Below are 14,152 nucleotides of genomic sequence, written 5' to 3'. Positions count from 1 at the left end.
GCTACATCTCTCCTCCAAACAACAATACTGTTATATTATCTCTGCCACCGTTTTGCTTTGCCAAGTATACAAGTTTATTAGCAATGTTTACATAACTTTCTCCTTCAGTGACGACTTGTAGAATCTCTTCTTTAGTTAATTCATTTGTCAATCCATCTGAACACAATATATAAAGATCATATTCTCTGTTCTCTAACTGAAATATATCTACATTCACATTAATGCTAGTTCCTAATGCTCTTGTAATAATATTTTTCTTAGGATGATTTTCCGCCTCTTTTTCACTTATACTCCCAATATCAACTAGTTCTTGTACTAAAGAATGATCTTTAGTAATCTTCTTAATTTCATTATTTTTAACTGCAAAACAACAGCTATCACCTACATTCGCAACCTGTATAAAATTTTTAGTCATAAAACAAGTTGTAACAGTAGTTCCCATTCCACTTAAATTTTCGCTAGTGTTAGAAAAAGTAAATATATCTTTATTTACTTTTTCTATGGCTTCTACAAGCAAATTTTCTGCTCTACTCGAAGAAAAATTTTCTCTTACATAGTCAACAATATTTGTTGCAGCCATCTGACTAGCGACTTCTCCTGCATTATGTCCACCCATTCCGTCTGCCACTACATAAATTTTGAATTCGTCTCTTTCTAAATACGAAGCAGAGTCTTCATTTAATGTTCGCCTTAACCCAACATCACTAACTAAACCTACCATTTTGCTCCCCCTCTATTTCTTGGGTATTTATGTAACTTCTTCTAAGTTGTCCACATGCTGCATTAATGTCACTTCCCATTTCACGTCTTGTAGTAACTTCTATTCCATGATTTTTTAGTATTTCTGAAAAATCTTCTATTGCCTTTTTTGAAGATCTCTTATATGTATTTTCTTTTATTTCATTTACTGGAATCAAATTAACATGACAAAGCATACCTTTTAACAATTTGCCTAATGCCTTTGCATCTTCTCTGCCATCATTCACATCTTTCACTAGCGCATACTCAAACGTAATTCTTCTATTAGTTTTATTTATATAATATCTGCAAGCCTCTAATATTTCCTCAATGCTATACCTATTAGCTATAGGCATAATTTCTTTTCTCTTATCATTACTAAATGCATGTAGTGATAAAGCTAGAGTTATGCTAAGTTCCTTATCTGCTAATTCGTATATCTTAGGTACAATTCCACAAGTAGATAATGTTATATGTCTCTGCCCAATATTTAATGCATATTCAGCAGAAACTATTTCTAGAAACTTTATAACATTATTATAATTATCAAGTGGTTCGCCACTTCCCATTAATACTACGTTGGAAATCCTTTCATTGATATAATCTTGAACAACCATAATTTGCGATAAAATTTCTCCAGTTGTAAGATTTCTAACTTTACCTTCAATTGTGGATGCACAAAATTTGCATCCCATTGCACATCCAACTTGAGTGGATATGCATATGGAATTTCCATGCTTATATCTCATTAGTACAGATTCTATTAAGTTTCCATCCTTAAATCCTAACAAGAACTTTTCTGTACCATCTATATTAGATTTATATACTTCTATTATCTTTGGCAGACCTACAAAAAAATTTTCTTTTAGTTTTTGTACTAATGGCTTTGGTATATTCTTCATATTATCGAATTCTTTAACACCTTTATAAATCCATGATAATATTTGTTGACCTCTAAATGCACTTTCACCATTTTCCTTCATCCATGCTTTAAGTTCTTCTAAAGTAAAATCTAGCAAATTGTTCATTTATTCACCTACTATTGTCTTTTTTCTAATTTAGTCACAAAGAATCCATCCATATTTTCATTTGGCATAATAGTTAGAGAGCCATCTCTATTGTATACTAAGTTATCTTGTTTACCAATAAAGATCTTTTTCACGCTACAGTCTTTATGTCTGCTAACAAACCACTCAATATTTTCTTCATTTTCTTCTTTATTTAATGTACAAGTTGAATATATCATTATTCCATCCTCTTTTAAATACATCCATGCACATTCCATTATATCTCTTTGAACTTTTATAATTTCTCTTAACTCATTTCTTGTCTTGTTCCACTTTATTTCTGGTTTTTTTCTTATTATTCCAAGCCCTGAACAAGGAACATCTATTAAGATTCTATCACTAGATGCTATTAAATCTGGGTTTAATTTAGTTGCATCACTTGTATTAACTTCAACGTTAGTTATACCCAATCTCTCACAATTTTCTTTTATTAATCCAAGTTTAGATTCATGAAGATCATACGCTAATACTTTTCCAGTGTTTTGAAGTATTTCAGCAATATGAGTAGTTTTACCACCAGGTGCACTACACAAATCTGTAACTGTCATTCCTTCTTCCAATTCTAATAATGGTGCTATAATCATTGCACTTTCATCTTGAACTGTGATTTTTCCTTCTTGGAATAACGGATTATTTTCTATAGATTTACCACCTTTTATGCAAATTGCTTCTGGGCAAATAACGCCTTCTTCAACTTCATATTCAAGTTCTTCTAATTTTTCAAATACTTCATCATAATCAGCTTTAAGTTCATTTACTCTAACACTTACTTGTGGAATTGAATTTAATCCAGACATTATTTTCTTTGATACATTTTCACCATATTGCTTTATTAAAAGTCTTATCATCCAAGGTTCAAATGAAAACTTATATGCATATTCGTCAATTTTATTTCCTACAACTTCAATATCATCAGGATTTTTAGTGAAATTTCTAAGTATTCCATTTACTAACTTTGAATCATTTTCTGATATTTCTTTTGCTTCCTCTACCGCTTCATTACAAGCAGCATAGCTAGGTATTTTATCCAAAAAGTTCATTTGGTATATTGCTACTCTTAAAATATTTAAGATATCTTTGTTCATTAACTTAAGATCTTTTACAAAGTTCGAAATTATAATATCTAATGTTTTTTTCCTTCTTAAAACTCCATAAACAATTTCAGTTAATAGTGCTTTATCTTTATCACTTAATTCTGCTTCATTTAACTCTTTTGCTAATACAATATTAGAGTAAGCCCCTTCATTTAAGACTCTTCCTAATATCTTTACTGCTAATTTTCTACAATTCATACGCTACCTCTTTACTAATCATTTCTTCTATTGCTTATAGCAATTAATCTTATTAATTGTGATACTGCCATTAATGTCGCAGCTACATATGTCATTGCTGCTGCGTCTAAAACCTTTTGTGCACTTTTAGTTTCGTCACCATATAGTATTCCTCTTGACTTTAATATATTCAAAGCCCTTGTTGATGCATCAAACTCTACCGGTAATGTTATTAGCTGAAAAATTACAACTCCTGAAAATAAAATTATTCCAAGTGTAGTTAATCCCTTAAAACCTAATAATATACCAACAAAGAATAGCATCCATGATACATTCGAGCCAATATTTACAATTGGCACAATGGAATTTCTTATTACTAGTGGAGCATACCTTTCTTTATGCTGCAATGCGTGCCCGACCTCATGGGCAGCTATGCCTGCTGAAGAAATAGATGCACCTGAATATACCTCCGGAGACAATCTAAGGATTTTACTTGCAGGATCGTAATGATCTCCAAGCTTTGAATTTATCAATTCTATTCTAACATCAAAAAGCCCAGCTTCATCTAACATCATTCTTGCAACTTGTTGACCAGTATATCCATTTATTGTTCTTACTTGGCTATACTCGCTATAAGCGCTATTAATTTTGGATTGAGCCCAAAATGAAATTATTATAGCTGGAACTAATAATATCATTGTTGGATCAAAAAACGGATAAAAATGCATTATACATCAACTCCATTATTGTAAGATTATATTTTCCTCTATTTCATGTCCATTAATATATTGTTCTATTGCCAAAGGCTTACCATTAGGAAACTGTACTCTTTTTATTAATAGAACATCTTCCTTGCATGAAACTTTCACTCCATTTTTGCTTACATCTATAATAGTACCAGGTTCTTTATTGCTTTTTTCTTTTAGAACTTCTGTTTCATATATCTTCATTCTTTCGTTCTTATAATCAGTATAGGCAATTGGCCATGGATTTAGTCCTCTAACTAAGTTATGAATCTCTTCAGCACTTTTATTCCAATCTATATTAGCGATATTCTTATCAAGCATCTTGGCATAAAAAGTCTCATTCCCTTGCTTTTCTGGGACTATATCGCCTTTTGAAATTCCCTCTATACTTTTTACAAGTAAATCTGCTCCTCTAACCATTAATATATCATGTAATTCACCAGTTGTCATATTATTAGTAATTTCAACTTCATCCTTAAGAATCATATCTCCTGTATCTAAACCAACATCCATAAGCATTGTGGTATTTCCAGAACTCTTCTCTCCATTTATTATTGCCCAATTTAGTGGTGCAGCACCTCTATACATCGGAAGCAAAGATGCATGAAGATTTATACATCCATATTTCGGTATATCTAATACTTCCTTAGTTAAAATCTGCCCAAATGCCACTACTATAATAAAATCTGGTTTTAGCTCTTTTAATTTCTCTATCAAATCTCTATCGTCTTTTAACTTTATTGGTTGGTATATTGGGATTTCATGTTTTAATCCTTCTTCTTTAACTGCAGAGTATGCCATTTTCTTTCCTCTACCCTTTGGTTTGTCTGGTTGAGTCAAAATAGCAGTAACATTGTACTCTTTAATCATTCTTTGCAAAGAAGGAACTGCAAAATCAGGAGTACCCATAAATACTATATTCATTATATTATCCTCCTATCAGTATTTATTTTTTTGAAGCTCCCCTACCTTTAACTCTATCTATAAATAGAGTTCCATTTAAATGATCATATTCGTGCAAAATAGCTCTCGCAAGTAATTCTTCAGCTTCTATTTCGAATTCTTCTCCCTTTTCATTTAAAGCTCTAGCTCTAACGTAATTAGGTCTCATAACTTCTTCTGTTTCCCCTGGTAAGCTAAGGCATCCTTCTTCGTCTATTTGAGACCCACTTGTTTCTATTATTTCTGGATTAATAAATACTAGTGGCCCATCTCCAATATCTACAACAAATAGTCTCTTTAATATCCCAACTTGAGGAGCTGCAAGACCAACACCATCAGCATCATACATTGTTTCTTTCATATCTTCAATTAATGTCAATAATCTATCATCTATTTTATCAACTTCTCTGCATTTCTTTCTTAATACGTCATCACCATATTTTCTTATATTTCTTAATGCCATTTTGTATTCCCCCTATGTCATATTGTTAGGATTAATATCTATACTAACCCTTATTTCATTATATACACTCTTATTTAATAGATAAAGTGTATCTTTAACTTTTTCACTAAACTCATCATCAAAATTTCCTTTTATTATTATCTGCCATCTGTAATTTTCTTTTAATTTAGAAATTATACAAGGAACCGGTCCGAGAATAGTAAGATCATCTACTACTAATTTTTTCAAATCAGCTTCTAAAGTATACATAAATTTTGTTAATTTTTCTTCAAATTTTGAAGATCCAACAATTAATAATATTTTACCAAAAGGAGGATTTTCCATCAACCTTCTAATCTTTATTTCTTCTTTAAATAGAGATTCATAATCCTCTTCTTGAGCACACTTTAAACTATAATGGTTTGGAGTATAGCTTTGAACTATTACCTTGCCTTCATCTTCACCTCTTCCAGATCTGCCTGCAACCTGCGTTATTATTTGATATGTTCTTTCAGATGCTCTGTAATCAGGCAAATTTAAAGACATGTCTGCCGCTAAAACTCCAACCAGTGTAACATTTTTAAAATCTAATCCTTTTGACACCATTTGTGTTCCAATTAAGATGTCTGCTTCTCCATTTTTAAAACAATTATAAATTGATTCATGAGAATTTTTATGTCGTGTAGTATCAACATCCATTCTTAATACTCTTGATTTCGGGAAATATTTTTTCACTTCTAATTCAACGCGTTCTGTTCCTGCTCCAAAAAATTTCACATATTTACTATTACATTTTGGACATACAGTTTTTGATTTCTCTGCCCTTCCGCAGTAATGACATATCAAATATCCATTTTTATGGTACGTCATAGAAACATCGCATTCTGGACATTTAAATACATATCCACAACTTCTACACGAAATAAATGTTGAATACCCTCTTCTGTTTAGAAACAAAATTACCTGCTTCTTATCTTTTAAAGTTGCCTCTATTTCAGCCAAAAGTTTCCTACTGAACAATGATAAATTCTTACTCTTCAATTCTTCCCTCATATCTACTATTTCCATATGCGGCATTTCTTTCCCATTAGTTCTTTTATGCATTTCTATTAGTTTATATTCACCACGAATAGCTTTGTAGTAACTTTCAATGCTAGGAGTTGCTGACCCCATAACTAATTTACAGTCCTTAATTTCACATATGAACTCACTTACTTCTCTAGTATGATATTTAGGATTATGTTCTGATTTATATGTATTTTCATGTTCTTCATCAATTATAATAAGTCCAAGATTCTGAAGCGGCAAAAACAAGGCACTTCGTGCTCCTATAACTAATTTAGCTTTCCCTTCTTTTACTCTATACCACTCATCAAATCTTTCACCATCACTTAACCTGCTATGAAAAAGCGCAACATTTTCTCCAAATCGTCCCTTAAATCGTTCAATCATCTGAGGGGTTAATGAAATTTCCGGAACTAAAACAATTGTACTTTTATTTTGCCTTAACATTTCTTCAACTAGTCTTATATATACTTCTGTCTTCCCCGATCCCGTAACACCTTTTATTAGATATTTTTGATCAGGACTGTTTAAAATCGTATTAAGACAGTTTTCCTGTTCTCTTGTAAGTTTCTTATTACTATCAGTATCATATATTCGAGTATTGTATCTAAATACTGTTTGTTCTTCTGTTTTTAGTATACCTTTTTCTATTAACTTATTTAATAAATATAAAGAAAAGCATCCATTACTAACAATTTCTGTTTTTGTATAAATCCCATTGTTGCTAGCTACGAAATCATATAATTTTTTATAATTTTCTTTATCAAGCTGATCTTCATGTATTTCTTCATTTACTAAAACTACTTTTTTCTTTTTTTCCCTTAACCCCTTCATAATTCCAACGGGAATCATAAGTCGGATTGCATCAATAAATTTACATAAATACTTTCTTCTTAAAAATTTAATTACTTCCATATCATAGTTTGTTAATATAGCATAATCATCGCATATATTTAAAATCTCTTTCACTCTATAATTGAAATTAATTAAATCATCTTCCTGCAATATTGAAAATACAAAGCCTTCTATTGGTCTGCTTTTAGGCCCAAAAGGCACTTTAACTCTAAATCCTATTCCTATTTTATCCTGAAGTTCGCTAGGTACTTTGTATGTAAATGGCTTATCAATCTCCAAAGCATCACTATTTATAATTATTTCAGCATACATGATATTTATACCTACCACCTCACATCTAATCTTATATTAACAATATTCAATATTAGATAATTAACATTCTGATTATTACATAAAAACTAATAATCAGAACTATTTCATACTTATACATCTACCTTCATTTGCGTATCATATGTATAAGTATTTCCAATATTAATAAAAGAAGCGCAAATTCTAGCGCTTCTCAAGTATAATATCAAATAAGTTAGTTGCAATTTTTTCTTTGCTCATCTTATCTAAGTAAATTTCCTTACCTTCTTTAGACAAGATTATTACTTTATTATCTTCTGAGGCAAACCCAGTATCACTTGCTGTTATATCGTTTGCTACAATATAATCTAAATTTTTTCTTTGTAGTTTTGACATAGCATTATCTTTTAACTCTTGGCTTTCAGCCGCAAATCCTACTAGAATTTGATTTTTCTTTTTGCTTCCAAGCTCCATTAGAATATCATTATCTCTAATAAATTCTATGCAGAGCTCTCCATCACCTTTTTTTATTTTTTGTGTGCTATAATTTTTAGGCTTATAATCTGCAACTGCAGCTGACTTTATTACTATATCTGCTTCATCAAATATGTTCATAACTTCATTTTTCATTTCTTCATTTGTAGAAACCTCTACAACATTAATATCTTTTGGAGCTATTATTGATGTTGGTCCAGATATTAATGTTACATTGGCTCCTCTATTTCTTGCTTCCTTTGCTATAGCATAACCCATTTTTCCAGTTGATCTATTTGTAATAAACCTCACCGGATCTATAGGTGCTATAGTTGGACCTGCTGTTACTACAACATTTTTATTTAGCAAATCTTTATTTTCATTTAATTCCATTAAAACTTTGTCAACAATAATTTCAGGACTTTCAAGTTTACCTTTACCGCTTGTTCCACAAGCAAGTCTTCCTTCAGCCGGGTCTATGAATTCATATCCAAGTGACTTTAATTTCTTAATATTTTCTTGGACTATAGGATTCTCATACATATTGGTATTCATTGCAGGCGCAAAAATCACTTTTGCCTTAGTTGCCATTATTGTAGTCGAAAGCATATCATCTGCTATTCCATTTGCAACTTTACCTATTATATTAGCTGTAGCAGGTGCTACTAAGAATACATCTGCCTTTTCTGCTAAACTTATATGTTGAATCTCCCAAGCTTTCGGTTCTGCAAACATATCGCATGTAACCATATTCTGACTTAAAGATTGAAATGATAATGGGGTCACAAATTTAGTAGCTGATTCTGTCATAATTACATTAACATTAATATCTTTTTTAACAAGTAAACTTACTATTTCTAATGCCTTATATACTGCAATTCCACCACTTACACCCAACACTAAATTCTTTTTCATCTTATTTAAGACCTTCTTCTAAAATTTCAAATTCAACTGCATCTTGATCTACTTCATTTATTGCAATTGTTAAAGGTTTATTTGATTTTATTGAAATCTGAGGTTCTGCACCTTCTATTATTTGTCTAGCCCTTTTTGATGTTAAAATTACTAAAGAATATCTGTCATGTATCTTTTCTAATAAGTCTACTACTGATGGACTAATCATAGAGTTGTTCATGAATAATTCCCTCCTTTGAATCTAATATACTATCTTTTATTCTATCTACTCTGCATTTTTCAGCAGATATTATAGCTTCTAATTTTTCTACAGCTATCTCTACTTTATCATTTACTACTGCATAATTATATTTTGAAATAAAATTAATTTCCTTATAAGCTGATTTAAATCTCTTCATTAGAGATTCGTTGGTTTCACTGCCCCTGTTAATGATTCTTTGTTTTAACTCTTCCATAGATGGTGGAAGGATGAATACAAAAACTCCTTCTCTTGTGTTTTCTTTAACTTTTAATGCACCTTGTATATCTATTTCTAGAATAACATCATTCCCACTTTGTAACATTTCTTCAACGTTAGATTTAGGTGTACCATAGTAATTATCATACACTTCTGCATATTCTAAGAAATCATTGCTTTCTATCTTCTCTACAAACTGCTCTTTGGACATAAAAAAGTAATTAATACCTTCTACTTCTCCAACTCTTGGAGATCTTGTAGTTGCTGATACAGACAACATTACATCCTTATTTTTCTCCATAAATCTTTTACATATAGTACCTTTTCCAGCACCAGATGGTCCTGATATAACTATTAATAGACCTCTCCCTTTAGTAATCATTATTCATCATCCTCATCAACTGCCATATCATCTTTTGTAGATAATCTATGAGCTACTGTTTCAGGTTGAACTGCTGATAAAATAACATGATCGCTATCTGTTATTATTACAGCTCTAGTTCTTCTTCCATAAGTAGCATCTATTAGCATACCTCTATCTCTTGCTTCTTGAATAATTCTTTTAATAGGTGCTGATTCAGGACTCACAATTGCAACTAATCTATTAGCAGAGACTATATTCCCAAAGCCTATGTTTATTAACTTTATTCCCATTTTTTACCTCCTAATTATTCAATGTTTTGAACTTGTTCTCTTATTTTTTCAATGGTATTTTTTATCTCTATTACTTTGTTAGTCATATTTATTTCTGTTGATTTAGATGCTATAGTATTAGCTTCTCTATTCATTTCTTGAATTATGAAATCTAATTTTCTTCCAATAGGTTCATCTAAATCTAACGTACTTTTCATTTGGCTTAAATGACTTCTGAGTCTTGTTATTTCTTCATCTACTGCTGCCTTATCTGAAAGAATAGCCACTTCTAATGCTATCCTGCTTTCATCTATATCAACACCAGATAATAATTCTTCCAATCTTTCTTCAAGTTTCTTCTTGTAATTCTTTGGAATACTGTCAGCTACCTTTTCTATTTCTTCAACATAATTCTCTATAATCTCAATTTTTGATAAAATATCAACTTTTAATTTTTCGCCCTCTTTGCATCTCATATCATTCATTAAATCTAGAGCAGATTCAATCAGAGGCGATATCTCACTAAAAATATCATCTAAATCATCATCCAACTCTTCCAATGTAATAACATCAGGAAATTTAGCTATTTTAGTTGTAGATATATCATCAATAACATTCAATTCACTTTGGATTTGTTTTAAACATTTATAATACTCTTCAGCTAACTTCATATTTAGATTTGCTTTTCCAATGTTATTTCCATAGGCTTTATAATTAATAAAAACATCAACTTTACCTCTATTTAGTCTTTTACTAATTATCTTTCTTATCTTCTCTTCTAAAGCCAACATCGTTCTAGGCATTCTTATGTTTATATCTAAATATCTATGATTTACGCTCTTCATCTCTATAGAGAAACTTGACTTTCTTCCATCTTCGCTTTGAGCCCTTCCAAAGCTAGTCATACTTTTTATCAACTGTACACCTCCTTTTAACTTTTAAACAATTTGGAGTTTGCTTTACTAAGTATAATCATAATAAATTTCTATGTCAACATTCTGTTCACAAATTGTTAACATTTATATTTGCAAATTTGATAAATCTTCAAATTCATATATTTACTAGAAATTAGTGACAAGTTAAAGGTGAAATTTTCTTCGTAACTGGAACAAAATGATATTTCTTATTTCTCAGATCTATATGTATAATTTCAGATCTTAGATGGTTTATCTATAGATAAACAATTTAAGAATTAGACTTATTAGATGAACATATTTACAAAGTTACTAAAACTTTAAGCTCATATCTTCACTAGAAATCATAAATATATTTGTAACCACAAGGGTCATAATATGGAGAAAACATTTGAAAATGAGCTGTTAAAGGTTCTTAAGCAGAGAATACAAATCTTTGATTTGGTGAGAATCGCTTACTCAGTGAACGAATGTGAGTCGAGTTTCCGCTATTGGTTGTTCCATTTTAGCTTGTGAAGTGAGAGTCCAAAATTTTATTTTGGGTTCTCGAACTTCCTCAGCGAATGTAATGAGTCGAGCTTCCCTCGGAAAGTTGGAGCATGCTAAAGTGGATACAACCTGCTGCCTAGAAACTGGAACAAAAGTATATTATTCATTTCGGTGAACTATACCCATAAGTATAGATTATAGTTGTTTTATCTATTTAAATAGCAAAAGATTACTTAACAACTATTTATTAAACCATTGTTAAGTAATCTCTCTAATATAATTTATTTTTTGGCAGGTCGGCGTATCCTGCATCTCTGATTACTAAGACTAGCGCGTGAGGAGCCTTTTCTCACCTCAAAAAACAAAATTTATTTCAAAATTAATTATAATATATTTTCTTTTAATTCACTATCTTCAACTTTTATTAATCTTCCCCTATATATTCTAGCATTCATTTTTGATAATGTTATTGGATACATAGTTGCGACATATATATATTGCTCTTCTAAATCAACTTCCAACCCTAAAAGTAAGATAATATTATCAATCTTCTTAACTAATTCAAGAGAGTCACCAACTGATCTCTTATAATTTACACCAACATATTGTGGATCTTTAATCACTTTTTCTATAGTATCTATTATATTATCCTTGATTTTTTTTGTGAATTGCCTACCATGTCTTTTTTTTATATGGCTTACAACACCTGGAGAGGCATAAACTATTCTAGGTAAATCAAGCTCTAAGAGCTCACTTATAGAGATTTTAATTTTACCAACTTTCTTATAAGCTTTATACTCTCTTTTCATAATACCCCTCATTTATATCCTTTCTTTTATTATATCCCAGTAGTATGTATTTTTCCACCACTTAAATAAAAAATCATGGTAAAAAAAGTGTTGATTTTATTACTTTACAATACATAAGGCATATACGAGAAAAACGAGCCCAAGATACCATGATTATTTTCATTAGGCATGGAAGCAGATTTCTCTTATATCTAGCCTATTTTGGTTCTCCGCCTCCGTGAACCGAGAACCAAAATCTATGGTTAAGTGTGAATCACTTGCTCATGGATTGCAGCGAGTCGAGCCTCCCCATGTACTTGAAAATAGGCTCGGCATATGCACTCGTTATTCTCTTGATTATGCCTAATATGTAGTATCACTAATATAACTAATTTACTTAACTACAATATAAAATCAACACTTTGTTAGGATTAAATTATAAAAATCTTTATATCAGATTTTTTAAAGTATTATACAGATTAATCCACCATTACCTTCATTAATAATTTTCTGCAAAGTTTTTTGAATCTTAACTTGAACATCTTCTGGCATTTTATATAGCTTGTTTTGTAATCCTTCTTTTACTAACACTTCTAAAGATTTTCCAAACATATTACTTTGCCAAAGAAGGGCTGGATCTGTTTCAAATTGTTCTAGAAGACCTTTTACTAGTTCTTCCGATTCCTTTTCTGATCCCATTATAGGGCTTATCTCAGTTTTAATATCGCACTTTATAAGATGTAAGCTTGGAGCACTTGCCTTTAATTTAACTCCATATTTATTACCTTGTTTAACTATTTCAGGTTCCTCAAACTTCATTTCTGAAAGTTGTGGTGCAACTAATCCATAGCCACTCTCTCTTACATCTTCTAATGCATCTTTAACCTTATCATATTCACATTTTGCATGACTTAGGTCATTTATTATGCTGAGTAAGTCACTTTCTGAACCAACTTCTAAATTACATATCTCACTAAGAACCTTATAGAAAATTCCATCCTTAGGTTTCATAGATATTTTTGCTGTTCCACTGCCTAAATCAACTTCATTTATGGTTGCTTTTCCCATAAAGTCTTCATTTTCAAAATCATTTAAGCAGTATTTTATGTCTCTTACCTTAGAGACATCTTGACTCATGTTCATAATTATGTTGAAAAAATCTTTTTTTAGCCAATGGTTACATTCCAATTTTTCTAACCATTCGGGCATATCAATATTTATTTCTTTTACAGGGAATTCCTTAAGTACGTGTTTAAATAAATCTTCAATATCTTGTTCTTCCATATTATAAACATCCATAACTTGAACAGTTACATTATATTTATCTTCTAATTCTTTTTTCAATGCCTTAGTTTCTTGAGAATTAGGCTTATTAGTATTAAGAACTACAATAAAAGGTTTATTTAGTGACTGTAATTCATATATTACTCTTTCTTCTGGTTCTACATAGTCATTTCTATCTATTCCAGTTATACTTCCATCAGTTGTAATTACTAATCCTATTGTTGAATGGTCTTTTATAACTTTTCTTGTCCCAATTTCTGCTGCATCCTCAAAAGGTATTTCGTAATCATACCATGGTGTATGAACCATTTTAGTTTCTTCACCATCTAGATATCCTAATGCTCCTTTTACAATATATCCTACGCAGTCAACCATCCTTACTTTAAATTTTATTTCATCCCCTAAATTTATTTCTACTGCTTCATTAGGTACAAATTTAGGTTCTGTTGTGTGAATATTTTTTCCTGAGCCACTCTGTGGTAACTCATCTTTTGCTCTTTCCTTTTTATAAGTATTATCAATTTTAGGTATTACCATAAGATCCATGAACTTTTTGATAAATGTAGATTTCCCTGTCCTAACTGGTCCTACGACTCCTACATATATGTCCCCTTGGGTTCTATCGGCTATATCTTTGTATATGTTAAAATTGTCCACATTTTTCCCTCCCATATTCTTTTTTCCAATATATATATATTCATGCTTTATTTAAAATATACAAATATAATAAATAAAAAATTTTAACACAATTCTAATCACTAAATATATGATTAAAATATTATTA

At 30.5% G+C, this 14,152-nt stretch carries 14 protein-coding genes; all 14 read right to left on the bottom strand.

The window, feature by feature from the left end:
* Position 1 precedes the first annotated feature (1 nt).
* Complete coding sequence (locus KEC93_RS06405) at positions 2–721, bottom strand: Stp1/IreP family PP2C-type Ser/Thr phosphatase (RefSeq protein WP_011968490.1); 720 nt, start codon at positions 719–721, stop codon at positions 2–4.
* Entirely contained in the window at positions 705–1,766 is a 1,062-nt protein-coding gene (gene rlmN, locus KEC93_RS06400) for a dual-specificity RNA methyltransferase RlmN (protein WP_011968489.1), read from the bottom strand. The genes KEC93_RS06405 and rlmN overlap by 17 nt, the downstream gene beginning before the upstream one ends.
* An 11-nt stretch (positions 1,767–1,777) precedes the next feature.
* Positions 1,778–3,097, bottom strand: a complete 1,320-nt coding sequence (gene rsmB, locus KEC93_RS06395; protein WP_017210768.1) for a 16S rRNA (cytosine(967)-C(5))-methyltransferase RsmB — start codon at positions 3,095–3,097, stop codon at positions 1,778–1,780.
* Between the two features lie 14 nt (positions 3,098–3,111).
* Positions 3,112–3,804 (bottom strand): zinc metallopeptidase, encoded by a 693-nt coding sequence (locus KEC93_RS06390; RefSeq protein ID WP_017210769.1) that lies wholly within the window; start codon positions 3,802–3,804, stop codon positions 3,112–3,114.
* A gap of 15 nt (positions 3,805–3,819) precedes the next feature.
* A complete protein-coding gene (gene fmt / locus KEC93_RS06385; protein ID WP_077869200.1) occupies positions 3,820–4,746 on the bottom strand; it encodes a methionyl-tRNA formyltransferase in 927 nt (308 codons plus the stop codon).
* Positions 4,747–4,768: 22 nt separating this feature from the next.
* Positions 4,769–5,227 carry a peptide deformylase gene (gene def, locus KEC93_RS06380; protein ID WP_011968485.1) on the bottom strand — a complete coding sequence of 153 codons (459 nt, stop codon included), beginning with the start codon at positions 5,225–5,227 and terminating at the stop codon, positions 4,769–4,771.
* 12 nt (positions 5,228–5,239) lie between these two features.
* Complete coding sequence (priA, locus tag KEC93_RS06375) at positions 5,240–7,438, bottom strand: primosomal protein N' (RefSeq protein ID WP_077869199.1); 2,199 nt, start codon at positions 7,436–7,438, stop codon at positions 5,240–5,242.
* Positions 7,439–7,618: 180 nt separating this feature from the next.
* A complete protein-coding gene (gene coaBC / locus KEC93_RS06370; protein WP_011968483.1) occupies positions 7,619–8,803 on the bottom strand; it encodes a bifunctional phosphopantothenoylcysteine decarboxylase/phosphopantothenate--cysteine ligase CoaBC in 1,185 nt (394 codons plus the stop codon).
* A gap of 1 nt (position 8,804) precedes the next feature.
* Positions 8,805–9,023: a DNA-directed RNA polymerase subunit omega gene (rpoZ, locus tag KEC93_RS06365; protein ID WP_011968482.1), complete on the bottom strand. Its 219-nt coding sequence runs from the start codon at positions 9,021–9,023 to the stop codon at positions 8,805–8,807.
* Positions 9,004–9,642, bottom strand: a complete 639-nt coding sequence (gene gmk, locus KEC93_RS06360; RefSeq protein ID WP_039772294.1) for a guanylate kinase — start codon at positions 9,640–9,642, stop codon at positions 9,004–9,006. Before gmk ends, rpoZ begins: the two co-directional genes overlap by 20 nt.
* Entirely contained in the window at positions 9,642–9,914 is a 273-nt protein-coding gene (remA, locus tag KEC93_RS06355) for an extracellular matrix/biofilm regulator RemA (RefSeq protein ID WP_011968480.1), read from the bottom strand. The genes gmk and remA overlap by 1 nt, the downstream gene beginning before the upstream one ends.
* 14 nt (positions 9,915–9,928) lie before the next feature.
* Entirely contained in the window at positions 9,929–10,810 is an 882-nt protein-coding gene (locus KEC93_RS06350; protein WP_017210774.1) for a YicC/YloC family endoribonuclease, read from the bottom strand.
* A gap of 869 nt (positions 10,811–11,679) precedes the next feature.
* The gene (locus KEC93_RS06345) at positions 11,680–12,105 is read right to left on the bottom strand and encodes a PBECR3 domain-containing polyvalent protein (protein ID WP_077869198.1); all 426 of its coding nucleotides are present in this window, start codon (positions 12,103–12,105) and stop codon (positions 11,680–11,682) included.
* A gap of 441 nt (positions 12,106–12,546) precedes the next feature.
* A complete protein-coding gene (gene spoIVA, locus KEC93_RS06340; protein ID WP_011968476.1) occupies positions 12,547–14,025 on the bottom strand; it encodes a stage IV sporulation protein A in 1,479 nt (492 codons plus the stop codon).
* Positions 14,026–14,152 lie beyond the last annotated feature (127 nt).

Source organism: Clostridium beijerinckii (genome assembly GCF_018223745.1).
In the GTDB taxonomy this organism is placed as follows: domain Bacteria; phylum Bacillota; class Clostridia; order Clostridiales; family Clostridiaceae; genus Clostridium; species Clostridium beijerinckii.
Note: the sequence above shows the minus strand (reverse complement) of the source record. Positions and strands in the feature narration are given on the sequence as shown.

Coding starts and splice junctions, on each gene's coding strand:
- KEC93_RS06405 (WP_011968490.1), bottom strand. CDS start 721: ATGGTAGGTTTAGTTAGTGATGTTGGGTTAAGGCGAACATTAAATGAA.
- rlmN (WP_011968489.1), bottom strand. CDS start 1,766: ATGAACAATTTGCTAGATTTTACTTTAGAAGAACTTAAAGCATGGATG.
- rsmB (WP_017210768.1), bottom strand. CDS start 3,097: ATGAATTGTAGAAAATTAGCAGTAAAGATATTAGGAAGAGTCTTAAAT.
- KEC93_RS06390 (WP_017210769.1), bottom strand. CDS start 3,804: ATGCATTTTTATCCGTTTTTTGATCCAACAATGATATTATTAGTTCCA.
- fmt (WP_077869200.1), bottom strand. CDS start 4,746: ATGAATATAGTATTTATGGGTACTCCTGATTTTGCAGTTCCTTCTTTG.
- def (WP_011968485.1), bottom strand. CDS start 5,227: ATGGCATTAAGAAATATAAGAAAATATGGTGATGACGTATTAAGAAAG.
- priA (WP_077869199.1), bottom strand. CDS start 7,438: ATGTATGCTGAAATAATTATAAATAGTGATGCTTTGGAGATTGATAAG.
- coaBC (WP_011968483.1), bottom strand. CDS start 8,803: ATGAAAAAGAATTTAGTGTTGGGTGTAAGTGGTGGAATTGCAGTATAT.
- rpoZ (WP_011968482.1), bottom strand. CDS start 9,023: ATGAACAACTCTATGATTAGTCCATCAGTAGTAGACTTATTAGAAAAG.
- gmk (WP_039772294.1), bottom strand. CDS start 9,642: ATGATTACTAAAGGGAGAGGTCTATTAATAGTTATATCAGGACCATCT.
- remA (WP_011968480.1), bottom strand. CDS start 9,914: ATGGGAATAAAGTTAATAAACATAGGCTTTGGGAATATAGTCTCTGCT.
- KEC93_RS06345 (WP_077869198.1), bottom strand. CDS start 12,105: ATGAAAAGAGAGTATAAAGCTTATAAGAAAGTTGGTAAAATTAAAATC.